Below are 24,554 nucleotides of genomic sequence, written 5' to 3' on the forward strand. Positions count from 1 at the left end.
CGGCGCTCGGGATCGCCCGAGCGTCGCACCCTTGCCGAGTCGTCTCAGAAGCTCACCGCCCGGACCCGGCGCACCTGCGGGATCGCGTCGATCTGCTTCACCACCGCCTCCGAGACCGGCGCATCCACCGCGCAGAAGCAGATGGCGCTGCCGCCCTCTTCCTCGCGGCCGAGGTTGAACGTCGCGACGTTCACCCCGGCGTCGCCCAGGATGCTGCCGAGCCGCCCGATGAAGCCCGGCTTGTCGTGGTTGCGCACGTAGAGCATGTGGCGCGCGAACGCCGCGTCGATGGCGATGGAGCGGATCTCGATGACGCGGGGCTTGCCGTCGTGGAACACCGTGCCGGCGGCGTCGCGCGGCATGTCCTCGGCGTCGACGGTGATCCGGATCACCGATTCGAAGTCCGTGGCCGCGCCCTCGCGCTTGATCTCGTCGACGACGATGCCGCGCTCCCGCGCCAGTGCCGGCGCCGACACCATGTTGATGTCCTGGAGGAACGGCCGCAGCACCCCGGTGATGGCCGCGGACGTCAGGGCGCGGGTGTTCATGGCGGCCACCGCCCCCTCGTAGGTGATGCGGATGCCCTTGATCGGCGCCTCCGTGAGCTGGCCGAGGAACGAGCCGAGCTTTTCCGCCAATGCGACGAAGGGTTTCAGGCGCGGCGCCTCGTCGGCGGAGATGGACGGGAAGTTGATGGCGTTGGTGATGGCGCCCTGGAGCAGGTAGTCGGACATCTGCTCGGCCACCTGCAGGGCGACGTTCTCCTGCGCCTCGTTGGTGGAGGCGCCGAGATGCGGCGTGCAGATGACGTTCGGGTGCCCGAACAGCGGGTTCTCCCTGGCCGGCTCGGTGACGAACACATCGAGGGCCGCGCCCGCCACGTGGCCCGAATCGAGGGCGGCGCGCAGGGCGACCTCGTCGACGAGGCCGCCGCGGGCGCAGTTGATGATCCGCACCCCGCGCCTGGTCTTCGCCAGGGCCTCGGCCGACAGGATGTTGCGGGTCTTGTCCGTCATCGGCACGTGCAGGGTGATGATGTCGGCCCGCGCCAGCAGGGCGTCGAGCTCTACCTTCTCGACGCCGAGTTCGACGGCGCGCTCCGGCGACAGGTAGGGGTCGTAGGCCACGACCTTGAGCTTGAGGCCGATGGCCCGGTCGGCCACGATGGCGCCGATGTTGCCGCAGCCGATGACGCCGAGCGTCTTGGCCGTCAGCTCCACGCCCATGAAGCGGTTCTTCTCCCACTTGCCGGCCTGGGTCGAGGCATCGGCCTGGGGCAGCTGGCGGGCCAGCGCGAACATCAGCGCGATGGCGTGCTCGGCGGTGGTGATGGAATTGCCGAACGGCGTGTTCATCACGATGATGCCCCGCGCGGTGGCGGCCGCCACGTCGACGTTGTCGACGCCGATGCCGGCCCGGCCGATGACCTTGAGGCGGCCCGCCTCGGCGATGACCTTGCTGGTGACCTTGGAGGCCGAGCGGATGGCGAGGCCGTCGTAATGGCCGACGATCGCCGCGAACGCCTCCTTGTCCTTGCCGAGGTCGGGGATGAAATCGACGTCGATGCCGCGATCGCGAAAGATCTGCACGGCGGCGTCGGAGAGGGCGTCGGAAATAAGCACCTTGGGAGCAGCCATGACGGCCTCCGGGATTTTGGGGAAAAGGGGATTTTGGGTGACGCGCAGGGCACCTCACCCCCTCCTGCGAATGACCGCCTGCACACGGGGCGCGGGCAGCGCGGGTTCCCTCTCCTTCCAGGAGAGGGAGCCCGTTGCGCCTTACGCCGACACATCCGTCGGTGGGAGGGCTGCCTTATGGGGGCAGGAAGCGCGCCGCAGTCCTACGCGGCCTGCGCGAGCTTCGCCTTCTCGGCGGCGAACGCCCAGTCGAGCCACGGCATCAGGGCTTCGAGGTCGGACGCTTCCACCGTGCCGCCGCACCAGATGCGCAGGCCCGCGGGGGCGTCGCGGTAGGCGCCGATGTCGTAGGCGATGCCCTCGCGGTCGAGGGTATCGGCCATGCCCTTGGCCACGGCCTCGACGGCCTTGTCACCCTTGGCCAGCACGTCCGGATCGGTGATGACGAGGCACACGCCGGTGTTGGTGTAGGTGGCGGAATCCGCGGCGAGATGGCCGATCCAGGGCGTGCGGGCCACCCAGTCGTGGACCACTTTCGCGTTGGCGTCGGCCCGCGCGTGGAGCGCGTCGAGGCCGCCGATGCCTTTCGCCCATTTCAGGGTGTCGAGGTAATCCTCCACCGCCAGCATGGACGGCGTGTTGATGGTGTCGCCCTTGAAGATGCCCTCGATGAGCTTGCCGTCCTTGGCCATGCGGAAGACTTTCGGCACGGGCCAGGCGGGGGTGTTGCCCTCGATGCGCGCGACGGCGCGGGGGGAGAGCACGATCATGCCGTGCGCGGCCTCGCCGCCCATGACCTTCTGCCAGGAGAAGGTCACGACATCGAGCTTGTCCCAGGCCAGCGGCATGGCGAAGGCGGCCGAGGTGGCGTCGCAGATGGTGACGCCCTCGCGGTCGGCGGCGATCCAGTCGCCGTTCGGCACGCGCACGCCGGCGGCGGTGCCGTTCCAGGTGAAGATGACGTCGTTGTGCCGGGTATCGACGGCCGCGAGGTCCGGCAGGATGCCGTAGTCGCCGACATGGACCTTCGGCGCGATCTTGAGTTCCTTCAGGGCGTCCGTGACCCATTCGAGGCCGAACGCCTCCCAGGCCACGACCTCCACGGTCTTCGGCCCGAGCATCGACCACATGGCCATCTCGACGGCGCCGGTGTCGGAGGCCGGCACGATGCCGATGCGATAGTCGGCCGGGACCTGCAGCACCGCGCGGGTGAGGTCGATGGCTTCCTTGAGCTTGGCCTTGCCGAGGGCGGAGCGGTGCGAGCGCCCGAGGGCGGCGCCTTCGAGGGCCTGGAGGCTCCAGCCGGGGCGCTTGGTGCAGGGACCGGACGAGAAATTCGGCACGCGGGGGCGCGTGGTGGGTCGGCTCATGGTGGTCATCCTTCCAGATGAAAGCTCCTCGTTGGGGAGGAGTGGCCCGCCCGGAGCGATGCACCGCGACCCACCCGAAGGCAAGTTTCTTTTTGTGAAGATCAGTCGGCGTTCGACGAATGCCGTTTGAGGCAGCCTACAGGCGGCGCGTTCACTGCATCACGACTTGTGGATCAGGACTCGGGCGCATCCAGCAGGTCCGGCCGGCGGGCGCGGGTGAGGCGCAGGGATTCCTCCGCCCGCCACCTGGCGATGGCCCCGTGGTTGCCCCCGGTGAGCACGTCGGGAATCGTTCGCCCCTCCCAGTCCCGCGGCCGGGTGTAGTGCGGGTATTCGAGGCGGCCGCCCTCGAAGCTTTCCTCGACGCCCGACGCCGCCTTGCCCATGACGCCGGGCAGCAGGCGCACGCAGGCGTCGAGCAGGGTGAGCGCCGCGATCTCGCCGCCCGACAGCACGTAGTCGCCGATGGAGATTTCCTCCAGGCCGCGGCCTTCGATGACGCGCTCGTCGACGCCCTCGAACCGGCCGCAGACGACGACGACGCCCGGCCCCTCGGTCAGGGCGCGCACGCGGGCCTGGGTCAGGGGTTTTCCGCGCGGGCTCATGAGCAGGCGCGGGCGCAGGTCGTCCGCGGGCGCCGCCGCGTCGAGGGCCGCCGCGAGCACGTCGCAGCGCAGGACCATGCCGGCGCCGCCCCCGGCCGGGCTGTCGTCGACGGCGCGGTGGCGGCCCAGCCCGTGCTCCCGGATCTGGCGGGCCTCTAATGCCCAGGTGCCCCGCGCCAGGGCCTCGCCCGAGAGGGAGTGGCCGAGGGGCCCTGGAAACATCTCCGGGTAGAGGGTGAGGATCGTGGCGTGCCAAGCCATGCTCGTCGGAGTCATGCTGTTGGAAGTCATGCTTATCGAAGTCATGCTGCTCCATGACGCGGGCCGGGCCGGCGGGTCAACGCGCCATGGCCCGGCACTTCCGCGGGGCGGCGGCGGTTATCCCGCCATGATGCGCCTCGTCCCCTTCGCCGTCGCCCTTGTCGCCGTCGCCCTTTTCACCTTGCCGGCCCTCGCCGCCGAGCCCCTCGGGCCGCCGGGCGCCCCGGCCGCCGCCTTCCCCAAGCCCGACCGGCCGGTGGCGGAGATCATCGCCCCGCTCTGGGCGCTGGAGGGCCAGCGCGACCGCGTCGACGAGGTCGGGCAGGTCGCCCGCCTGATGGGGATCGCGCCGGGCCAGACCGTGGCGGATATCGGCGCCGGGAGCGGCTACTACACCGTGCGGCTGGCCGAGCGCGTCGGCCCGCAGGGCCGTATCCTCGCCGAGGACGTGACCCCGTCCTACCTCGCCGACCTCGAGCGCCGGGTGGCGAACCTCCCCAACGTCACGGTTGTGCGGGGCGAGCCGCACGATCCCCGGCTTCCCCCGGCCTCCGTCGATGCCGCCGTCCTCGTCCACATGTACCACGAGATCACCCAGCCCTTCGGCCTCCTGCACAACCTGGCAGCGGCGATGAAGCCCGGCGGCCGGGTGGGCATCGTCGACGCCGACGCGATCCCGTCGCGGCACGGCACGCCGCCGGCCCTGCTCCGCTGCGAGCTCGCCGCCATGGGCTACCGCGAGACCGGGTTTTCGGTCCTCGACGGCGGCGTCGGCTACCTCGCGATCTTCGAGGCCCCCGCCGTGGCGGCGCGGCCGGAGCCGGCGGCGATCCGGACCTGCCCGGACACGGCGACGCGGGCCGCCCCGACCCGCCGCTGACGGGCTTCACCCTTCGGTAGTGGCCGGCGCCCTACGGTTCCGTCGGACCTGTTCGACGGGAGACGCAGCGTGATCCTCGGCCTGTGGCTCGACCTTCCGGTCTGGCTGATCTTCACCACCCTCGCCGGCGTGTTCGCCGCCGCCACGGGGCTGTTCGTGCTCCTGAGCAACCTGCGCTGGACGCGGCCCGCCGTGCTGTTCGTCGGTACCGGCGTGATCCCGGCCTACTTCACGGCGATCTCGGTGCTGCTCGCCCTGCTGACGGGGTTCGTCGCCAACGACGCCTGGGAGCGCCAGCGCCAGGCGGCGCGGGTGGTGCAGAACGAGCGCTCGAACCTGCTCGCCGTCCACGACCTCAGCCTCGCCACCGTGTCGGACATGCGCGAAATCCGCACCGCACTCGTGGCCTACGCCGACGCCCTGATCACCGACGAATGGCCGAAGATGACGGACGGGCTGTCGTCCCTGGAGGCGGGCGCGGCCCTGGGGCGTCTCATGGCGGTGGCGGCCGACCCGAAGCACGACGTCGCCGGACAATCTGCCCACGCCCTGCTGCTCGACGCGGTGATGAACCTGCGCACGGCCCGGGGCGAGCGCCTCGCCCTCAGCGATGCCCAGGGCGACCAGTCGAAATGGCTGACCCTGATGGTGCTCGCCGGGCTGACCCTCGTTTCCATCGGCCTCGTCCACCTCGAACGCCCCATGGCGCAGGTGACGACCCTGACGCTGTTCTCCGTCGCCATGGTGACGACCCTCGGGGTCATCGCGCTCCACGAGCGCCCCTTCGACGGCCCCATGGCCATGAGCCCGACACCCATCGAGCGGGCGAAGGCGGTGATGCTGGAGGGGCGCGGGTAGCTGTCGGCGAAGCTGCTGCCTGTTTGACCCCGGATTTGGTGGAGCGGGTTGGACCCGGCTTCGCGCGACGGACGTGCTCGAACGCGGCCGTGCCGTTCGCCCGGGACGGGGCTCAACCGAGCGCGTCGTGTCAGCCGATGCATTCGATGAACGCGTCGTTGGCCATCATCGACACCCGGTCCCGCCCGCCCGCCTTGGCCGCATAGAGGGCCACGTCGGCCCGCCGCATCACGCCGTCCATCCCGTCCCGGCCCGACCATGTCGCGACCCCGATACTGACCGTCAGGCCCACGCGTTCCTCCCCCGGCGTGGGCACCCGCAACGCCGCGCAACGCCGCCGGACATTGTGTGCCACCACCGCGGCCGCCCCCGGTCCTTGCCCCTCGACCAGCAGCGCGAATTCCTCGCCGCCCCACCGGCACGACAGCGCCCCCGTCTCCCGCAGGACCCCCGCGACCGCCCGGATCGCCGCATCTCCCACCGCGTGCCCATGGCGGTCGTTGATGGTCTTGAAGTGGTCGATGTCGATCAGGAGCGCCGTCATCGGCGCCTCCGGGGTCGTCCCGTCGACCAGCCGCTCGGCGAGATGTTCGGCCCGCCGCAGGAAGGCACCGCGATTCAGGAGTTGCGACAGGTGGTCGGTGTCCGCCTGGCGGATCAGCTCCCGCTGCAGGCCGAGCAGGCGCTCGGTGGCGCGCAGGCGCGCGATCAACTCGTCCCGGCCCGGAGGTTTTGACATGAAGTCGTCGGCCCCGCTGTCGAGCACTTCGCCCAGGCTGCGGCTGCCGTGGGCCGAGGACATCACCAGGATGGCGAGCGGCCGGGGTGCGTTGGCCAGCAGACGCAGCTGCCAGCACAGTTCGAACCCGTCGAGCGGGTGGGTTTCCAGGCTGGTCAGGACGCAGGCCACGGTCTCGTCGGCGGCGACGCGGGCGAGCGCTTCCCCGGCATCGGTGAAGCACAGGGCCTCATGGCCGCTCGCCGCCAGAATCTCGGTCACGGACCGATGGATGACCCGGCTCGGGTCGACGACGACGATGCGCAAGGTTGTCCTCAGCCGGGAGATCGATGGCGGAAAGCGAGGGGGTGGAGTTTCCCAAACTGGCAGGGCCGCAGTCCCGCCGAGGATCTGAACGTGCTGTAAACCATCACGGTGCGCGTCGCAGCCCGTGGATCACGATTTGTCTATACCATCTCGAATTCGTGAGGCGGTTGTATCGAATGCGATGGAAATTCCTATCGGCATGTATCGGTGCGCAATGCTTCTTGGGGGCATCGGACGGGAAACGACCGTTTCGGCGGTCGACGTCCTTCGAATCCCTTTCCCAGGAAGCCCAGACCATGTTCGTCCGCACCCTCGATTTGCTGTGCCTCCGCGTCCTGGGTTCACCGGCCCTCGGACGGGGGGTGCGCGCGGTCATCGTCGGGGCAGCACGACAGACCCCTCCCCGCACGGAGACCGCCGACGGTCGGGCCGGCACGATGGTCCCGGTCCGCTAGTCGGAGGGATCGCCAAGAGGCGGAGCGAGCATCGCCCCGGACCCTCTCACCCTGGCGAACGAAGGGATCGGCGCGCCGGGAACACCTGCGTCCGCGGCTTGGTCACGGCTTGGAGTGGGGCGACGGCGGCGTTCGCTTCGAGGCCATTGCCGCTCGGAGGCGCAGGGGCGCGGAGCCGACACGACACGGACGCCCAGGGCCATCGCCGGGCGTCGGAGCCCCCCTAGACCGGCTCGTCGGGCGGGCGCGGCCCGGCCGGGGCGAACAGGTCGTCGGGGGGATCGATCACGACCCGGCCACCGGCGATGTCGAGCTCCGGCACGAAGGCCTTGGTGAAGGGCAGGAGGGCGGTGGCGCCGCCGAGGGCCGGCTTGATCTCCAGGAGATCGCCGCCGCCGTAATTCGGCACGTCCGCGACGGTGCCGAGGCGGGTCCCGGCGGTATCGACCACGTCGAGGCCGACGAGGTCGGCGGTGAAGAACTCGTCTTCCGCCTCGACGCTGCCGAGGCGCTCGCGGGGGAGATAGAGCGCGAGGCGGTTCAAGCCCTCCGCACCCGTGCGGTCGGCCACACCCTTGACGCGGACCACCAGCAGGTCGGGCGAGGCGCCGCCGGCCCGGCGCACCTCGGTGAATTCGATGCGGCGCCCGTCGGCCCCGATCAGGGGTCCGTAGGACGCGATGGCCTGCGGGTCGCCGGTGTAGGATTTGAGGCGGATCTCGCCGTTGAGCCCGTGCGCACGGCCGAACTCGCCCATCTGGACGAGGCTCGGATCGGTGGTGGGCAGGGGCGCATCGGCGTCGGGGTTCGGCCGGTGGGCCGAGGTCGGGACGCTCGCGCCGATGCGTCCGGGACGCGCGCGGCGTCCGCCGTCCCCGTGGGGCGTGTGACCGGGGGGACGGCGGGCCATGCGCTGCGCCTCAGGCCGCGGCGTCTTCGGCCGGCGGGGCGGCGGCCTTCTCGGCGCGCTTGGCGGCGCGCTCCTTGGCCTTCTCGCCGGGCTCGGCCTTCTGCGGGTTGTTGCGCGCGGGGCGCTTGGCGAGGCCGGCGGCGTCGAGGAAGCGCAGGACGCGGTCGGTGGGCTGGGCGCCCTTGGCGAGCCAGGCCTGGATCTTGTCGGACTCGAGCACGATGCGGGCCGGATCGTCCTTGGCCTTCATGGGATCGTAGACGCCGACCTTCTCGATGAAGCGGCCGTCGCGGGGGGCGCGGGCGTCGGCGACGACGATGCGGTAGTACGGGCGCTTCTTGGCGCCGCCACGGGTGAGACGGATCTTGAGGGACATGGTTTCTACTCTCTGTTTTCGATCGCGTTGTGGTTGGCCGCGATCGTCTGGTGGTGCCGGATCACTTCCTTGACCACGAAGGCCAGGAAGGTCTCGGCGAAATCGGGATCGAGCTTGGCGTCGATCGCGAGCCGGCGCAGGCGGGCGATCTGCATCGCCTCGCGCCCGGGGTCGGAGGCGGGCAGGCCTTTGCGGGCCTTCAGCTCGCCGACCCGCTGGGTGCAGCGGAACCGCTCGGCGAGCAGGTAGATCAGGGCCGCATCGAAGTTGTCGATGCTCTCGCGCAGGCGCACGAGTTCGGGGTCGATCCCCTGCGCCGCCATGGTCTCGGGGCCGCTCATTTCTTCTTCCCCGGCAGGAAGCCGCCAAGGCCGGGCAGACCCTTGCCGCCGAGACCCGGAAGCCCCGGCATCTTGCCGCCCAGGCCCGGAGGCATGGGGGGCAGCTTGCCGCCGAACTGCTTCTGCATGTCGGCGATCATCTCGGGCGTCGGCTCGGGCATGCCCGGGGGCAGGCCGGGCATCCCGCCCGGCATCCCGCCACCGCCACCCATGCCGAACATCGAGCCCAGCGCCTGGCCGATGCCGCGCTTGCCCGAGCCCATGGCCTTCATCATGTCGGCCATGGTCCGGTGCATCTTGAGGAGCTTGTTCAGCTCCTCCACCTTCGTCCCCGAACCCGCCGCGATGCGCTTCTTGCGGGAGTTCTTGAGGAGGTCGGGATTCTTGCGCTCCTGGGCGGTCATCGACGAGATGATGGCCCGCTGGCGGGCGAACATCTTCTCGTCGAGGTTGGCGTTCTCGACCTGCTTCTTGATCTGGCCCATGCCCGGCAGCATGCCCATGAGGCCGCCGATGCCGCCCATCTTCTCCATCTGGGCGAGCTGCATCGACAGGTCGTCGAGGTCGAACTTGCCCTTGCGCATCTTCTCCGCGGTGCGGAGCGCCTGCTCGTGGTCGATGGTCTCGGCCGCCTTCTCCACGAGGGAGACGATGTCGCCCATGCCGAGGATGCGGTTGGCGACGCGGGAGGGGTGGAATTCCTCCAGGGCGTCGACCTTCTCGCCGGTGCCGACGAGCTTGATCGGCTTGCCGGTGACGGCGCGCATGGACAGGGCCGCGCCGCCGCGCGAATCGCCGTCCATGCGGGTGAGCACGATGCCGGTGACGCCGAGGCGCTGGTCGAAGGCGCGGGCGGTGACGACGGCATCCTGGCCCGTGAGCGCGTCGGCGACGAGGAGCACCTCGTGCGGGTTGGTGGCGGCCTTCACCTCGGCCGCCTCCTGCATCAGCGCCTCGTCGAGGGTGGTGCGGCCGGCGGTGTCGAGCATCACCACGTCGAAGCCGCCCAGCCGCGCCGCATCCATGGCGCGCCGGGCGATCTGCACCGCCGACTGGCCGGCGACGATGGGCAGGCACTCGACCTCGACCTGCTTGGCGAGAATAGCCAGCTGCTCCATGGCGGCCGGGCGGCGGGTGTCGAGGGAGGCGAGCAGGACCCTGCGCTTGTCGCGCGACGCCAGCCGGCGGGCGATCTTGGCCGTCGTCGTGGTCTTGCCCGAGCCCTGGAGGCCGACCATCAGGATGGCGACGGGGGCGGGGGCGTTGAGGTCGATGAGCCCGACATCGGAGCCCAGCATCGCCGTCAGCTCGTCGTTGACGATCTTGACGACCATCTGGCCGGGGGTGACCGACTTGACGACGACGGCGCCCACCGCCTTCTCGCGCACCTTCTCGGTGAAGTCGCGCACGACTTCGAGGGCGACGTCGGCCTCGAGCAGGGCGCGGCGGACCTCACGCAGGGCGGCGGTGACGTCGGCCTCGGTGAGGGCGCCGCGGCGCGTCAGCCCCGAGAGAATGCCGGACAGGCGGTCGGACAGGCCTTCGAACATGCGTCAGGCTCCCTGGGCCAGGATCGTCAGGACACGTCTCGTCACGGCGAACAGCATCACTGGTTGATGCCCGCGCTCTCGGCCCGGCGCGCCTGGAGGGCGTTCTCGAAGCTGCGCACGGCGCGGGCGAACTTGTCCCGGCACTCCGGATTGCAGAAACCCACGACGGCGCCGTTGTAGAGGGTCAGCGAATCGGCCGCGATGGGCTTGCCCGACCACGGGCAGACGTCGTTGACCGCATCCGCGATGTCCAGCGGCGTGTTCGACGTGAGGGGCGTGGCGTGGGGCATGCGGCCTTCGAACGAGTGTGCGATCGACGCCCTGTCCCCAACGCGAAGCTCGCCCGAGGGCGCATCGCGCTGTCGGGCGTTGACCTCCGGCCTCATGGGACCGGTCGGCGTTCGTGCTGACGATCGGATCGTCTGAAAGATGAAGGGTCGGTTAGGACGAGAATGCGGGGGAGTCAAGTTTTCTGGCCGGCGGGCCGGGTTGTGACTTTGACAGGGGTTCGCATCCAAAGCGATCATCGCGAGGCAGACTTCGCGAGGGGCGATGAGCGATACGGACGACGCCCGAGCCCGACTCATCTCGAACGAAAGCACGAAGTTGACGGCGACCTATGTCAACGGCGTCGCCATCGCAGTGCTCGCCATCGGAGGCCTGGCCCCGCTTTTTTCCCAGGATGTCTCTGTGCCGACGACGCCCAACCGCCCTTCGCTAACGCCGGGCATTTCCCTTCTTTGCTTATGCGTCAGCAGCACCCTACATTGGGTTGCCAGAAGTCTTCTCCGGGAGTTGCGGTAATGGACATCCACACCCTGACCCTCCTGCTATACCCGTTGGGCGCCTTGCTACTCGGCCTTGGAACCGTATGGCTCGCCCGCCGCGCGCACTGAAGCAGCGTCAACGGCCTTCGGCCGAAAGCCCCGGCAAATCCTGCAGGGCCGGGTCCGACAGCGCCATCACCTTGAACAGGCTGCCCATGCCGCGCCGGGCCGGATCGGTGAGGCGCGACACGGCCGTGGCGATTCGTAACGCCTGCTGCGGCGTGGCGTTGGCGCTGAGGCGTTCGGCGCGCGCGCGCAGACCGAGCGCCTGGAGGAAGTCGCGCTGGTCGATGGGGCCGTGCACCCGCGCGCCCGCACCGGCGGCGGCCCGTGCCAGGGCCGAAAAATCCACGTGGGTGGTCAGATCGGCCTCCCCCGGCGCCTCCAGGGGATCGACGAAGCGGTGCCCCGCCACGGCCTGGAGCGAATCGCCGAAGCCCGGCCGGGCGTGACCGTAATCGATGGCGAGCATCGCGCCGCCGTCCCGCACGAGGCGCCGGGCGAGGTCGCGGACGGTGTCGAGGGCGGCCCCCGGCAGGGTCAGGGTCGCGCCGACGGGCGCCGGCGCGTCGATGCGCGGATCGGGCTCGGCGGCGAGGCCGAAGACGAGGCGGTCGGCGTCGGGCGACAGGCCGATGCAGCGCTCGAACCAGCCGCGCGCCGTGCGCTGGAACTGGCGCACGGGCAGGGCGTCGAAGAACTCGTTGGCGACGACGAGGGCGGGCCCCGGCGGCAGGGTTGCGAGGCCCTCGTGCCATGTCGGCGCGAAGCCGGAGAGCCGCTCGGCCTGCGCGGCCCGCAGGACCGGGCTGGTCTCGACGAGGTGGAGGGCGGGGCGCAGGGTCGGCGCGGCGCGGGCAAGCGCTCTCAGCGCGTCGGCCATCAGGGTGCCGCGTCCGGGGCCGAGTTCCACCAGGGCGAGGTCGGCGGGCGCCCCCATGGCGCCCCACGCCGCCGCGATCCAGACCCCGATCAACTCGCCGAACATCTGCGAGATTTCCGGCGCAGTGACGAAGTCGCCCGCCGCCCCGAGGGGATCGCGGGTGCGGTAGTAGCCGTGGACCGGATGACCGAGGCAGAGGTCCATGTAGCGCGCCATCGGGATCGGCCCCGTCGCCAGAATCTCATCGCGCAGCAGCGTGAAAAGCGGCGTCGTCACGGGGCGTCGGCCCGGTTCGTCCTGGCGATGCCGCCGCGCGCCGCCAGTACGATGGTGACGAGGCCGACGAGCGCCATGGGCAGGCAGAGCAGCATCCCCATGGTGATGCCGCCCGTGGGCCAGCCCTCGGTGCCGAACAGGTAGCCGAGCTGCCGGTCGGGCTCACGGAAGAACTCGCAGAACGTCCGGGCGAGGGCGTAGCCGAGGACGAAGACGCCGCTGAGCAGACCCGGCTTGCGGAAGCCGAACACCCGCACGGCCACCGCCATCACGCCGAACAGCAGGGCGCCCTCGGTGGCGGCCTCGTAGAGCTGGCTCGGGTGGCGCGGCAGGGGGCCGCCGGACGGGAACACCACGGCGTAGTCGAAGTCCGGGGCGATGCGGCCCCACAGCTCGCCGTTCACGAAATTGGCGATGCGGCCGAAGAACAGCCCGATGGGGACCGTGACGGCGGCGAGGTCGAACAGGTTGAAGGCGGCGAGTTTTCGCGAGCGCGCGAACAGGGCCATGGCCAGCACGGCCCCGAGGAAGCCGCCGTGGAACGACATGCCGCCGTTGCGGATGGCGAGGATCTCGAGGGGGTCGTTCAGGTAGAGCGGCAGGTTGTAGAACAGAACGTAGCCGATGCGGCCGCCGAGGACGACGCCGAGGGCCACCCAGACGATGAGGTCGTCGATGTCGTTCAGGCTCGGCCGCCGGCCCGCACCCCAGAGCCGGTCCGTGGCGACGAGGCGGCGGGCGTAGAACCAGCCGCCGAGCAACCCGGCGATGTACGACAGGGCGTACCACTTGATGGTGATCGGCCCGATGGCCACCGCCACCGGATCGATGGCGGGAAACGGCAGGGCGAGGAGCGGTGGCATCGGCGGGCGTCCCGGTCTGATACGGTTTCCAGTTGATCGGTTCGGTTGAACCGGCCGATCGCTGAAAGAGGAAGTGAAGCGCGGGTCCCCTCTCCTGGAAGGAGAGGGACAGGGTGAGGTGTGTGACCTATTCAGAGATGTCCCACACCTCACCCCAACCCTCTCCTTTCAGGAGAGGGAGCCTGTCGCGCCTGATGCCGGCTCATTGTGGCTCTCGATATCAGCCACCGGGCGGATGTGTGAATCCGGTAGCCTTCCAAGAGAGGGAGCGGGAAGCGACCGCTCGATCCGAAGCGGTCGAACAGCGGCGGGTTGAGTGTCTCTCACGAAACGCCCGCTGCGCCGGTCTGCCGAATCACGGAGCCGGCGCCCATCGAAAACTCCGTAAAGCCCTTCGAGTCCGGGCATTGGACGCGCGGGGCCCGACCCGTCAAGGCCGAGCCCTGCGCGGGGATCATGCCGGCCCGACCGCGCCCCCGTCCGTGTCCCGTCGCGCCATGAGCAGGATGCCGTGTCCGTCCGGCCCCGTCAGGCCGGCCATGTGGCCGTCCCCGGACCGGAGGACGGCGTGTTCGGGCCGGGCTTCCGCGAGCCGGGCGAGGAGGGCGGGCAGGTCGTCGATGCCGAAGCAGAGCCGGGAGGTCGCCCGGTCGCGGGCGGTGAGCGGCAGGGGGGCCGCCGGCGCGGGGGGCGTGCGGTAGTGCAGGAGTTCCACGTGCGGGGTCGCCACCCCGGAGGGGCTGAGGGCGATCACATCCACCACCGGATCGGGCAGGCCGTCGAGGGTGGCCTGCTCGGGGCCCGCGTTGAGCCCCCGCGCCGTCAGCCGGAGGCCGAGGCCATCGCGAAAGAATGCCAGACTGGCCTCGATGTCCGTGACCGCGATGGCGGAATGGTCGAGGCCGGCGAACAGGCCGAGGGCCCGCGTCCAGCGCCCGGCGCCGCCCTCGGGAAACGCAATGAGTTCGAGGGGATGCCCATCGGGGTCGCGGAACTTCCAGGCGGTGACCCCGCCGGACGAGGGCGGCAGGACCTGCGGGCCGCCGCGTGAGATCGGCACGGGCCCGAGCGCTTCCACGCGCGCAAATGCCCGGTCCATGTCCGAGACCACGATGGCCGCGTGCTGGAACCACGGATCGTTGGCGCCGGCGCCGACGGGATAACGCTGGCCGGGCACGTCGAAGGCCAGGAACTCGATGCTCTGCCGCCCGAGCCCCATGCGCAGGCGCCCCCCGCTGGCCTCGGGGAGCCCGAGGGCCTCCAGCATGGCGGCCGGGATGCCCTCGACGGGACCGAGGCGCCGGAAGCCGAAGCCGTCGCGGTAGAACGCCTCCGTCCGGGCGAGGTCCGCCACCGTGCGGCTGATGGCGACGAGGCCGTCGACGCAGGCCCTCAAAGCAGTTGGGCTCCACGCCGGTTGACGTAGATCGCCATCAGCGTCCGGCCTGCGCAGAGGAACAGGCGTGAGCGTTCGCGTCCGCCGAAGGCGAGGTTGGCGACGGGGCCGGGCGTGAGGATCTTGCCGAGCAGGATGCCGGCGGGATCGATGCAATGGACCCCGTCGCCGGCGCTCGACCACAGGTTCCCCTCCGTGTCGCAGCGGAACCCGTCGGCGAAGCCCGGCTCGACCTTATGGAACACCCGTCCGCCGGACAGGCTGCCGCCGGCGCCGACCACGAAGACGCGCAGGTGCCGGGTCGGTTCGGCCGCGAATTGCAGGCCGCTCTCGGCGACGTAGAGGCGGCTCTCGTCGGGCGAGAAGCACAGGCCGTTGGGGCCCTCGAAATCGTCGGCCACGATGGTGAGGTGGCCGGTGCCCGGATCGAGGCGATAGACCCGCGCCGGCAGTTCGGAAGCCTGCTTGCCGCCCTCGTAATCGGTCTGGATGCCGTAGGGCGGGTCGGTGAACCAGATCGTCCCGTCGGACTTGCAGACGATGTCGTTGGGCGAGTTCAGGCGCCGTCCCTCGTAGCGATCGGCCAGCACCGTGACGGTGCCGTCGAGTTCGGTCCGGGTGATGCAGCGTCCCCGATGCGAGCACGACAGCAGCCGCCCCGCGCGGTCGCGGGCGTGGCCGTTCTCGAAGCGACTCGGCGAGCGATAGACGCTCACGCCGCCGTGCTCGCTCCAGCGCATGACCCGGTCGTTGGGCAGGTCGCTGAACAGGAGTTCGTCCCGGTCGCCGAACCAGACCGGCCCCTCGCACCAGCGGAACCCCTCCGCGAGGGTCTCCAGGGGGGCGTTCGGCAGGATGAAGGCGGCAAAGCGCGGGTCGTGGATCTCGAAGCCGTCCATGGCAGCCCCCTCAGGTGAAGCGTCCGGGCTGGTTCACCGTCGGGGTCACGTCGAGGCCGACCACCATCATGGTGCAGGGCTCGTCGCCGACGGTGCCGGAGAGGTGCCCCTTGCGGCCGTCATGGGCCCGCGTGTTCTGGTCCTCGCCGAACATGAGCTCGCCCGGGCCCATCTCGACGCGGTGCCCGTCCATGGTCTCGACGAACCAGCGGCCCGTGAGCACGGCGATCCACTGGGGCTTCGGGTTCTCGTGCCAGTCGCCGACCCAGCCGACGGGGAGCACCGTGAAGGTCACGCCGGATTTCGCCGGGTCCTGCTTGTCGTTCCATTGCGGCGCGACGTCGGGCCCGACGCCCTGGAACCGGAAGTTCGACAGGGTGAAGCGCTCCTGCCGGCTGATCCCGTCCGTGTCCGTGTAGACGTGCCAGTACGGCATGCTTGGCGTGATCTCGGCCATGGGGGGCTCCTGTCAGGGTTGGGTCGGGGCGGCCTGCGGGCCGCTCGCGAGGGGGTGGCGGACGACCTCCGAGGCGGGGGCGTAGCCGCCGCCGATCACCACGAGCAGCAGGCCGCCGACGAGGCCGAAATTCTTGAAGAAGTCCCAGAAATGAGCCCGGCCTTCGCCGTCGCGCGACCAGAACCGGGGAAATTCCCAGAAGCGGTGGAACAGCACCGCCGTCACGGCGCAGAAGCCGGCGAGCACGAAGGCGCCGGCCCGGTCGTACCAGCCGGTGACGATCATCACCGGCGTCACCGCCTCGACGACGATGCCGAGCACGAGGAGCAGGCCCGGAAACGGTAGGGGGCCGGTGGCGGCCTGGGCCCTGGCCTCGTCCCAGTGAACCACCTTGTCGTAGGCGCTCAGGGGAAACATGCCGACGAGGCAGACCTTGGCGAGCAGCGGCACGGCCACGAGGTCGAGCCAGCTCAACACCGGGCCTCCGGCGTGCCCGACGCGGGGGGTGAGGCGGACGGTTCGATCATCGGGGCCTCGGCGCGGGTGACGGAGCACGCGGGCGTGCCGTCTTCCCTCAACGCCGCGCCGCCGGAGCGGTTGCGCCGCCTCGCGCCTCCGTGTGCAATGCAGCGCGGAACGGGCCGGAGGGGCTTACGTTGGCCGTTTCGAACACCCGCTCCCGATGCCGCTCCGGCAAGGCTCCCCATGTCCCAGGATCGTTACGACGTCATCGTCATCGGCAGCGGTCCCGGCGGCGGTTCGCTGACGGCGCGTCTCGCCCGAACCGGCAAGCGCATCCTGCTCCTGGAGCGCGGCGACTACCTGCCCCGCTCGCAGGCGAACTGGAGCGCCAAGACCGTGTTCGTCGACGGCGCCTACCAGGCCAAGGAGACGTGGTACGGCGGCGACGGGCGCGCCTTCAGCCCGGCCCTGCACTACTATGTCGGGGGCAACTCGAAGGTCTACGGCGCGGCCCTGCTCCGGATGCGCGAGCGCGACTTCGAGGCCGTGCGCCACGTCGACGGCGTCTCCCCCGCCTGGCCCCTGGGCTACGACGCGTTCGAGCCGTACTACACGCAAGCCGAGCGCCTGTTCGCCGTCCACGGCAGCCGGGGCGAGGACCCCACCGAGCCGTGGGCGAGCGCGCCCTACGACCATCCCGCCGTCTCCCACGAGCCGCGCATCCAGCAGCTCTCGGACGATTGGGCGAAGCACGGCCTCCACCCGTTCCACCTGCCGCTGGGCATCAAGCTCGACGAGCGGAACGGCCGCCCGACGCCGACGAGCACCTGCATCCGCTGCGACGCCTTCGACGGGTTCCCCTGCCTCCTCAACGGCAAGGCCGACGCCCAGGTGATGACCGTCGACCCGACCCTCGCCGCCCACGACAACGTCACCCTCCTGGTCAACGCCTACGTCTCGCGCCTCGAGACGGATGCGTCGGGGCGCCGGGTCACCTCCGTCCACGTCACCCGCGACGGCGCGGAGGAACGCTACAGCGCCGACATCGTCGTGGTGGCGTGCGGGGCCCTGTCGTCGGCCCTGCTGCTCCTGCGCTCCCATTCCGATGCGCATCCGAACGGCCTCGCCAACGGCTCGGATCAGGTCGGACGCAACTACATGCGCCACAATATGTCGGTGCTGATGGCGCTCTCCAAGGAACCCAACGACACGGTGTTCCAGAAGACCCTGGCGGTGTCGGACTACTACTTCGAATCGAAGGCCTGGGAGTATCCCATGGGCCTGATCCAGATGTGCGCCAAGACGCAGCCCGACCAGATCCGCGGCGAGGAATTCCCGAAATGGACCGGTTTCCTGCCCGACGCGCCGTTCGAGATGGTGGCGCGCCATTCCATGGATTTCTGGCTGCAGAGCGAGGACCTGCCGCATTCCGACAACCGGGTCAGCCTCGACCGGGACGGCCGTGTGATCCTCGACGTCAAGGAGACCAACCGCGCGGCCCACGACCGCCTGCGCGACACCCTGGAGGGCCTGCTGCAGCCGGCCGGCGCCTACACCTACCTGTTCGAGCGCTCCCTCTACCTCGGCAAGAACATCCCGCTCAGCGGCACCGCGCACCAGTCCGGCACCCTGCGCTTCGGCACCGATCCGCGATCCTCGGTGCTCGACCTCGACTGCCGGGCCCACGAGGTCGACAACCTCTACGTCACCGACGCGAGCTTCTTTCCCTCGATCAGTGCGGTGAACCCCACCCTCACCATCGTGGCGAACGCCCTGAGGGTGGCGGCGCACCTGGAGGAGCGCTTGGGCTGAAGCTTGGACGCGCCCGCGTCCCGGGCGGCTCTTCGCAGCGACGGACCCGATGCGGGGCTCGACGGACACGCACCGCGCCGTCGTTCGCCGCCCGGCTGGCCTCGCCGAGGCGTTCTGACGTAAAGGCTCGGGTGACCCCGGCCCCTCCCCGCTCGGACGCGTTTCATGAAGATCGACGGCCAGCCCTACCGCACCATCTTCCCCGATGCCGACGGCGTCTCCGTGCGGGTCATCGACCAGACCCGCCTGCCCTTCGCGTTCGAGCTGAAGCGGCTCGGCTCCATGCACGAGGCCGGCACCGCCATCCGCACCATGGTGGTGCGCGGCGCGCCCCTCATCGGCGTCGCGGCGGCCTACGGCCTGGCCATGGGCTTGACCGAGGATTCCTCGGATGCCGGCATCGAGCGGGCGGTGGAGTTTCTGGCTGACACCCGTCCGACGGCGATCAACCTGCGCTGGGCCCTCGACCGGGTCGCGGCCAAGCTCCGCACCGTCCCGGACGTCGAGCGCGCCGCCTTCGCCTTCGCCGAGGCCGGGCGCATCGCCGAGGAGGACGTGGAGAGCTGCCACGCCATCGGCGTGCACGGCGCGAAGATCCTCGCCGACCTCCACGCCGGGACGGGCCGGACCGTCAACGTCCTGACCCATTGCAACGCCGGCTGGCTCGCCACCGTCGATTGGGGCACGGCCCTCGCGCCCATCTACGTCGCCCACGATGCCGGCGTGCCGGTCCACGTCTTCGTCGACGAGACCCGGCCGCGCAACCAGGGCGCGGCCCTCACCGCCTTCGAGCTCAACGCCCACGGCGTGCCCCACACGGTCATCGCCGACAATGCCGGCGGCCACCTCATGCAGCACGGCCGCATCGACCTCTGCCTCGTCGGCTCGGACCGCACCACGGCGTCCGGCGACGTCTGCAACAAGATCGGCACCTATCTGAAGGCGCTTGCCGCGTCCGACAACCGGGTGCCGTTCTACGCCGCCCTGCCGTTCTCGACCATCGACTGGACCCTCGACGACGGCGTGGCGCAGATCCCCATCGAGGAGCGCGACGGCCGCGAGGTCTCGCACCTCACCGGCCGCCTGCCCGACGGCGCCTTCGCCACCATCGAGGTGGTCTCGCCCGGCAGCCCCGTGGCGAACCCGGCCTTCGACGTGACCCCGGCCCGGCTGGTGACGGGCATCATCACCGAGCGGGGGGTGGCGACGGCGAGCGCGGACGGGTTGCTGTCGCTGTACCCGGAGCGACGGGCGAACTGATCCAAATCTTTGTCATTCCATGAAAACAGAATTTTAAATCGGGAGTAGGAAATTTCCAGACTCTCTTAATTTACGAGTTGAGTTCGCCGTTCAGTTGATACACTCTAGAGCTGCTCCCGCTGTCTTTGGACGGTATGTTAAGCTGCTGCAGGTTATTCAGTATAATGGTTGACCAAGTCAAATTGAACCGCTTGCGAGAGGTTATTACTGAGAATCTCCGAGTTCAAAGGGGTAGCGATGAAATAGACTATGTCAATGTCGGAACTGCTCTGCAGGATGCTTGTTCAAAGCAAAATCATGCAATCTTCGCATGACGAGGATGCGGGAAAACTTTACTATTACATCAATCAAGTCGGAGTCTAAAATTAGACACCAAATCGGTATATCTTAATTGTGAAGATTTCAAAAAGCACACGTTCCCGAATGTTTTAATTGAAATTCTTTCGGCTGTTTTTCGTGAAATAAACCGTAATCTTAGCGGCTGGTTCGGGCGGAAGCGGCAGTCTAAGATTATTATTGAAAATATCATCGCTAAACTTAATGATCTTCAAAAAGCAGCAGATACTCATGATGCGGACATTAAAAAGAAAAATCAGAACGAAATCAGCACAGGTTTAGAAGTCTCATCGGGCGTAGACGTCGATAAACTCAACCTCAAATTTGGCGCAAAAGACGAGGCAAAATCAAAGGTAGAAATTGAGCAGTCTTTTAAGATTCACCGAGAAAAGCTTCAAGAGTTAGACCAATGGCTTCCAAGACTCAAAGAAAGCATAAGAGAATTTTTCAATGCCTCGCCAAAAACCAAGGGTATAATAATTCATATTGATGATCTATATCACCTTAAGAGGACAGATCAAGCATTTGTCGTAGACTATATTCACCGCTTATGTAAGGATGTGCCTCTATTTTTCAAAATTGCGACGCTTCGTCATGCATCGACACTATATGCGGATCGTGACGGTCAGCCCATTGGCATACAAGAGCGCCACGATTTTCAACCCATCAACATTGACTACACATTCAGCGATTTCAAAAAAACCGCAAACCAAAATTGGCAAATACTAGAACAATTTGGGGCAAAAGCTGGCCTTTCAAAGGCTGAGGTTCAATCATTATTCAAAGGCGAAGGCTTCGATAGACTAATTATGGCAGGCGGAGGTGTTCCTCGAGATGTTCTCTCTTTGTTTTTAGAAGCTCTCTCGACAGTTAATGCAGGTGACGGAAACAAAATCGGAAAAGACGACATTCGTGTAATGTCGAGATCGAATTTCGAAAGAAAAATTGACGAGTTGAAGCAGGACTCCAAAGGAGACGAACAAGATGATCTACTCAAAGGAATTTATATTATTCGAGAGTTTTGCTTAGAGAAAAAGACAAATTTATTTCTTGTTCAAGAGCGTATGCTGCAACAAAATGATGAATGGCGAGCGCTTTTCAATAGATTGCTTGATTACAGGATAGTCCATAATTGTGCTACAGCCTTAACTCATAAATCCCAAGAGGGTACATACCAAGCTTTTGCAATAGATATTGGCTCATATGCACATTTCCGAAAACTACAAGATCGGTTTAACGAAATTGACGTGGCCGAGAATGGCGTCAAAGAAAAAATGCGATCCTCGCCGATATTAGACGCCGCAAAGTTGAATATGATGTTCAAATCGGCGCCGGAAAATGCAGAATCTATACTACTGCAAACAGACGACATCAAAATATCGCCAAATTAGCAGAAATTTTGTTAAAGATTGCTCGCCCACTGCCAGAACACCGACCCGGTGAACTCAAAAACCTTCGTGCCGTGCTGGTTCACGGCCTCGTTGTGGTGGGTGGCGACGCCCCAGCCCGGGCGCGAGGTCGATTGGCGCTTCTCGGTGAGGGCGCAGGTGTAGCGCAGGGTGTCGCCGGCATAGACCGGGGCGAGCCAGCGCAGGTCGCGGAACCCCGGCGAGGGCCCGAGCTGCGGCACGGGTCCGGAGGCCGCCGTCAGGGCGATGTCGCGCTGCCGGGTGATGTGGAGGCGCTTCATCCACACGGCCGCCGTGTGCCAGCCCGAGGCGCACAGGGCCCCGAAATGGCTCGTTCGCGCAGCCTCCGCGTCGAGGTGGAAGCTCTGGGGATCGTAGGCGCGGGCGAAGGCGGTGATGCCCTCGGCGGTGAAGACGTGCCGGCCGAGGTCGCGCGGGGCGCCGATGACGGCGTCCTTGAGGAACAGCAGGCGTTCGGCGTCGGTGCCCTCGGTGACGGGCACGGGGTGGCTGAGGTCGACGGCGCGGGGCGGCAGGGGCGCCGCGTCCCGGCGCGGGAACATCACCGAGAAGGCCTGGCTCATCACCGCCTCGTCGCGGCCGTTGAGCAGGGTCATGGCGAAGCGCACGAAGCCGCGATCGGGCTTCGTGTTCGAGGCCCGGCAGCTCTCGACCTTCACGGAGATGCGCAGGGTGTCGCCCGGCACCACCGGGCGCAGCCAGCGCAGCTGCATCACGCCCGGCGAACCCATGGAGGTCGCCCCCCGGAAAACGTCCTTCTGCAGAAGACGCATGCCGAAGCCGGCGCTCTGCCAGCCCGAGCCGATGAGGTGGCCGACGAAGGTCGCCTCCGCCGCCGCCTCGTCGAGGTGGAACGGCTGCGGGTCGAACTCGGCCGCGAAGGCGACGAGCTCGTCCCGCGTCACGGTGATCGGCCCGCCCGCGATGACGGTGCCGGGCAAAAAGTCCTCGAAGGCGATGCCGGTCATGCGCGCACTCAGTTGGCGAAGCGGAAATGCAGCACGTCGCCGTCCTGGACCACGTACTCCTTGCCCTCGAGGCGGAACTTCCCGGCCTCCTTGGCGCCGCTCTCGCCCTTGAGCGCCGTGTAATCGGCGAACGCGATGGTCTCGGCCCGGATGAAGCCTTTTTCGAAATCCGTGTGGATGACGCCGGCGGCGGCGGGGGCGCGGGTGCCCTTCTCGATGGTCCAGGCGCGGGCCTCCTTCGGGCCCACGGTGAAGTAGGTGATGAGGCCCAGAAGCTCGTAGCCGGCGCGGATGACGCGGTTGAGGCCGGGTTCGGCCAGCCCCACGGCCTCGAGGAAATCGCCCTGGTCGGCCTGCGGCATCACGGCGATCTCGCTCTCGATCTTGGCCGAGACCACCACGGCCTTGGCGCCCTCGGCCTTGGCCTGGGCCAGCACCGCCTCCGAATAGGCGTTGCCCTTGTCGGCGTCGCCCTCGTCGACGTTGCAGACGTAGAGGACGGGCTTGGCCGTCATCAGGCCGAGGGTCTGGAACAGGGCCTCCTCCTCGGGCTTGCGGGGCACGAGGCGGGCCGGCTTGCCCTCGCGCAGGAGCGGCAGGGCGCGGTTGACGAGGTCGAGGACCTCCTTCGCCTCCTTGTCGGCGCCCTTGGCCTTCTTCTCCAGGGCGAACAGGCGCTTCTCCAGGCTGTCGAGGTCGGCGAGCATGAGCTCGGTCTCGATGGTCTCGATATCGGCCTTGGGATCGACCTTGCCTTCCACGTGGGTGACGTCGCCGTCGGTGAAGCACCGCACCACGTGGGCGATGGCGTCGACCTCGCGGATGTTGGCGAGGAACTGGTTGCCGAGGCCCTCGCCCTTCGAGGCGCCGCGCACCAGCCCGGCGATGTCGACGAAGGTGAGCCGGGTCGGGATGATCTCCTTCGAGGCGGCGATCTTCGCCAGATCGTCGAGGCGCGCATCCGGCACCGCCACCTCGCCGACATTCGGCTCGATGGTGCAGAACGGATAGTTGGCCGCCTGCGCCGCCGCCGTCTGCGTCAGCGCGTTGAAGAGGGTCGACTTGCCGACGTTCGGCAGGCCGACGATACCGCATTTGAAGCCCATGGGTCTGTCCTAATGCTCGCCTAATGCTCGGTCATGACGGCCTCGGGGCCGACGGTGAAAGGGTTGAGGATGGTCGTTCCGCGGACCGTTCTGCCGTGCTGGTAATCCTCCGACAGGAGGTAGCGGCACCCGGCTCGGATCGCGGCGGCGAGGATCACGCAGTCCCACCATTGGAAGGTGGTCTCCTTCCGGATCTTCCACGCCTGCGCGATGAGGTCGAGATCGGTGGCGCCGTGCGAGAAGGGTTGAAGGGCGGCGGTCATGCGCTGCATCTCTCCCTCGTCCAGGCCGACCTTGCCCCGCAGGATGGCGTTGTGGAGCTCGCCGAGAATCTGCGGACTGACGATCAGGGCGTCGCGATGCGCGAGCATCGCGAGCCAATGCGCGGCCGCCCTCTGCTTGTCGGGGTAACGATCGTCGCGGGCGTAGAGGAGGACGTTCGTATCGACGAAGACCAGCTCAGTCGTCATCGTAGAGCTGCGCCGTCGTCGGGGCCTTCCCGTTCTCGTCCAGCACGTGAAGCGGCGGCCCGGCCAGGAAGAGGTCGAGCGCCTCGCGCTGGGTCAGGGGCCGGCCCACCCGCTGCTCCACGGCCTCGGCGACGAATTTCGACAGGCTCTTGCCGTCCCGCGCGGCCGCGACCCGCGCCCGCTGCAACAGCGCCTCGCTCATGGTCACGGTCACGTTCTTCATCGCTGCCTCCGCATCGCCCCCGATATCGTGTCCCCGTGTTTTCGTGTCAATTCCTGACTGAACGACGCCCGTGATTGCGTGTCCGTCAGGTGAGGGCCAGCGTGGCGCCGGCGTGAGGTGTGAAGGGATCGACGATGGTGAGCGTGTCGAAGGTCTGGCCATCGCCCAGATCCTCCGACACGAAGTACCGGCATCCGGCCTGGAGCGCCGAGGCCACGGCGAGACTGTCCCACCACGATAGGCGGTACCGTGCCTCGACGGCGATCGCCGCCCGGTGGGTCTGGGCGTCGAGGGGCGCCGTGCAGGCCGGATACAGGGTCGCGAGATAGGAGGCCGCCTCGAGGGCCGACACGAGCCGCCGCTTATGCACGAGGACGGCGTAGCACTCGTTCAGGATCTGGGGGCTGATCACCATCCGGCCCTGCCCGAAGGCCCGCTTCAACAGGTGCGCGCTCGCCGCCCGCTTCGTCGTGTCCCTCGGGTCCATTCCGTAGACCAGCAGGTTCGTGTCGAAGAACAGCCGGTCGGTCATACAGCGCCTCACGTAACGGCAGATTCTCGGCGACGCCCGGCCATCCGGGGCCGTCGAGGAACGCGC

General features: G+C 68.1%; 25 protein-coding genes. 5 read left to right on the plus strand and 20 right to left on the minus strand.

Annotation, left to right across the window (positions count from 1 at the left end):
• Window positions 1-44: 44 nt before the first annotated feature.
• From serA to trmD, 3 genes are all read right to left on the minus strand, one after another.
• Window positions 45-1,637, minus strand: a complete 1,593-nt coding sequence (gene serA / locus ASF28_RS14525) for a phosphoglycerate dehydrogenase (RefSeq protein WP_056093786.1) — start codon at window positions 1,635-1,637, stop codon at window positions 45-47.
• A gap of 203 nt (window positions 1,638-1,840) precedes the next feature.
• The gene (locus tag ASF28_RS14530) at window positions 1,841-3,007 is read right to left on the minus strand and encodes a phosphoserine transaminase (protein ID WP_082476587.1); all 1,167 of its coding nucleotides are present in this window, start codon (window positions 3,005-3,007) and stop codon (window positions 1,841-1,843) included.
• A 173-nt stretch (window positions 3,008-3,180) separates the two neighbouring features.
• On the minus strand, window positions 3,181-3,888 hold the full coding sequence (gene trmD / locus ASF28_RS14535; RefSeq protein WP_244475023.1) for a tRNA (guanosine(37)-N1)-methyltransferase TrmD: 708 nt from the start codon (window positions 3,886-3,888) through the stop codon (window positions 3,181-3,183).
• 115 nt (window positions 3,889-4,003) lie between these two features.
• Here trmD and ASF28_RS14540 point away from each other — a divergent pair, with 115 nt between their 5' ends.
• On the plus strand, window positions 4,004-4,753 hold the full coding sequence (locus ASF28_RS14540; RefSeq protein ID WP_443189741.1) for a class I SAM-dependent methyltransferase: 750 nt from the start codon (window positions 4,004-4,006) through the stop codon (window positions 4,751-4,753).
• Window positions 4,754-4,822: 69 nt separating this feature from the next.
• Window positions 4,823-5,611 carry a bestrophin-like domain gene (locus ASF28_RS14545; protein ID WP_056093794.1) on the plus strand — a complete coding sequence of 263 codons (789 nt, stop codon included), beginning with the start codon at window positions 4,823-4,825 and terminating at the stop codon, window positions 5,609-5,611.
• A 130-nt stretch (window positions 5,612-5,741) separates the two neighbouring features.
• Here ASF28_RS14545 and ASF28_RS14550 read toward each other — a convergent pair whose 3' ends face one another.
• The 12 genes from ASF28_RS14550 to ASF28_RS14605 form a co-directional block, all read right to left on the minus strand.
• Window positions 5,742-6,656, minus strand: coding sequence for a GGDEF domain-containing response regulator (locus tag ASF28_RS14550; protein ID WP_056093796.1), 915 nt, complete (start codon window positions 6,654-6,656; stop codon window positions 5,742-5,744).
• Between the two features lie 678 nt (window positions 6,657-7,334).
• The gene (rimM, locus tag ASF28_RS14555) at window positions 7,335-8,021 is read right to left on the minus strand and encodes a ribosome maturation factor RimM (protein ID WP_056093799.1); all 687 of its coding nucleotides are present in this window, start codon (window positions 8,019-8,021) and stop codon (window positions 7,335-7,337) included.
• 10 nt (window positions 8,022-8,031) lie between these two features.
• The gene (gene rpsP / locus ASF28_RS14560) at window positions 8,032-8,397 is read right to left on the minus strand and encodes a 30S ribosomal protein S16 (protein ID WP_056093802.1); all 366 of its coding nucleotides are present in this window, start codon (window positions 8,395-8,397) and stop codon (window positions 8,032-8,034) included.
• A gap of 5 nt (window positions 8,398-8,402) precedes the next feature.
• Entirely contained in the window at window positions 8,403-8,738 is a 336-nt protein-coding gene (locus ASF28_RS14565; RefSeq protein WP_187273129.1) for a chorismate mutase, read from the minus strand.
• A complete protein-coding gene (ffh, locus tag ASF28_RS14570; RefSeq protein ID WP_056093805.1) occupies window positions 8,735-10,288 on the minus strand; it encodes a signal recognition particle protein in 1,554 nt (517 codons plus the stop codon). The genes ASF28_RS14565 and ffh overlap by 4 nt, the downstream gene beginning before the upstream one ends.
• 56 nt (window positions 10,289-10,344) lie before the next feature.
• Window positions 10,345-10,578 carry a hypothetical protein gene (locus ASF28_RS14575; RefSeq protein ID WP_056093808.1) on the minus strand — a complete coding sequence of 78 codons (234 nt, stop codon included), beginning with the start codon at window positions 10,576-10,578 and terminating at the stop codon, window positions 10,345-10,347.
• 613 nt (window positions 10,579-11,191) lie between these two features.
• Window positions 11,192-12,274 carry a class I SAM-dependent methyltransferase gene (locus ASF28_RS14580; protein ID WP_056093812.1) on the minus strand — a complete coding sequence of 361 codons (1,083 nt, stop codon included), beginning with the start codon at window positions 12,272-12,274 and terminating at the stop codon, window positions 11,192-11,194.
• Complete coding sequence (lgt, locus tag ASF28_RS14585) at window positions 12,271-13,137, minus strand: prolipoprotein diacylglyceryl transferase (protein WP_056093814.1); 867 nt, start codon at window positions 13,135-13,137, stop codon at window positions 12,271-12,273. Before lgt ends, ASF28_RS14580 begins: the two co-directional genes overlap by 4 nt.
• 454 nt (window positions 13,138-13,591) lie before the next feature.
• Window positions 13,592-14,533 (minus strand): VOC family protein, encoded by a 942-nt coding sequence (locus tag ASF28_RS14590; protein WP_056093817.1) that lies wholly within the window; start codon window positions 14,531-14,533, stop codon window positions 13,592-13,594.
• Complete coding sequence (locus ASF28_RS14595) at window positions 14,530-15,432, minus strand: SMP-30/gluconolactonase/LRE family protein (RefSeq protein WP_056093820.1); 903 nt, start codon at window positions 15,430-15,432, stop codon at window positions 14,530-14,532. The genes ASF28_RS14590 and ASF28_RS14595 overlap by 4 nt, the downstream gene beginning before the upstream one ends.
• 10 nt (window positions 15,433-15,442) lie before the next feature.
• A complete protein-coding gene (locus ASF28_RS14600; protein ID WP_056093824.1) occupies window positions 15,443-15,889 on the minus strand; it encodes a cupin in 447 nt (148 codons plus the stop codon).
• 12 nt (window positions 15,890-15,901) lie between these two features.
• On the minus strand, window positions 15,902-16,366 hold the full coding sequence (locus ASF28_RS14605) for a DoxX family protein (RefSeq protein ID WP_244475024.1): 465 nt from the start codon (window positions 16,364-16,366) through the stop codon (window positions 15,902-15,904).
• A gap of 228 nt (window positions 16,367-16,594) precedes the next feature.
• On the opposite strand from ASF28_RS14605, the gene ASF28_RS14610 reads away from it, so the two are divergent.
• From ASF28_RS14610 to ASF28_RS23020, 3 genes are all read left to right on the plus strand, one after another.
• On the plus strand, window positions 16,595-18,163 hold the full coding sequence (locus tag ASF28_RS14610) for a GMC oxidoreductase (protein ID WP_056093826.1): 1,569 nt from the start codon (window positions 16,595-16,597) through the stop codon (window positions 18,161-18,163).
• A gap of 165 nt (window positions 18,164-18,328) precedes the next feature.
• On the plus strand, window positions 18,329-19,423 hold the full coding sequence (gene mtnA / locus ASF28_RS14615) for an S-methyl-5-thioribose-1-phosphate isomerase (protein WP_056093828.1): 1,095 nt from the start codon (window positions 18,329-18,331) through the stop codon (window positions 19,421-19,423).
• Window positions 19,424-20,319: 896 nt separating this feature from the next.
• Window positions 20,320-21,150: a hypothetical protein gene (locus ASF28_RS23020; RefSeq protein WP_200912678.1), complete on the plus strand. Its 831-nt coding sequence runs from the start codon at window positions 20,320-20,322 to the stop codon at window positions 21,148-21,150.
• Window positions 21,151-21,161: 11 nt separating this feature from the next.
• On the opposite strand, the gene ASF28_RS14620 is transcribed toward ASF28_RS23020, so the two are convergent.
• From ASF28_RS14620 to ASF28_RS14640, 5 genes are all read right to left on the minus strand, one after another.
• The gene (locus ASF28_RS14620) at window positions 21,162-22,157 is read right to left on the minus strand and encodes a MaoC family dehydratase (protein ID WP_056093831.1); all 996 of its coding nucleotides are present in this window, start codon (window positions 22,155-22,157) and stop codon (window positions 21,162-21,164) included.
• 8 nt (window positions 22,158-22,165) lie between these two features.
• Window positions 22,166-23,263 (minus strand): redox-regulated ATPase YchF, encoded by a 1,098-nt coding sequence (gene ychF / locus ASF28_RS14625; RefSeq protein WP_056093832.1) that lies wholly within the window; start codon window positions 23,261-23,263, stop codon window positions 22,166-22,168.
• Between the two features lie 20 nt (window positions 23,264-23,283).
• Window positions 23,284-23,733 carry a PIN domain-containing protein gene (locus tag ASF28_RS14630; RefSeq protein WP_056093835.1) on the minus strand — a complete coding sequence of 150 codons (450 nt, stop codon included), beginning with the start codon at window positions 23,731-23,733 and terminating at the stop codon, window positions 23,284-23,286.
• Window positions 23,723-23,956 carry a hypothetical protein gene (locus ASF28_RS14635; protein WP_056093838.1) on the minus strand — a complete coding sequence of 78 codons (234 nt, stop codon included), beginning with the start codon at window positions 23,954-23,956 and terminating at the stop codon, window positions 23,723-23,725. Before ASF28_RS14635 ends, ASF28_RS14630 begins: the two co-directional genes overlap by 11 nt.
• Window positions 23,957-24,041: 85 nt before the next feature.
• Entirely contained in the window at window positions 24,042-24,500 is a 459-nt protein-coding gene (locus tag ASF28_RS14640; RefSeq protein ID WP_210166745.1) for a PIN domain-containing protein, read from the minus strand.
• Window positions 24,501-24,554 lie beyond the last annotated feature (54 nt).

The organism is Methylobacterium sp. Leaf99, from assembly GCF_001422375.1.
Lineage (GTDB): Bacteria > Pseudomonadota > Alphaproteobacteria > Rhizobiales > Beijerinckiaceae > Methylobacterium.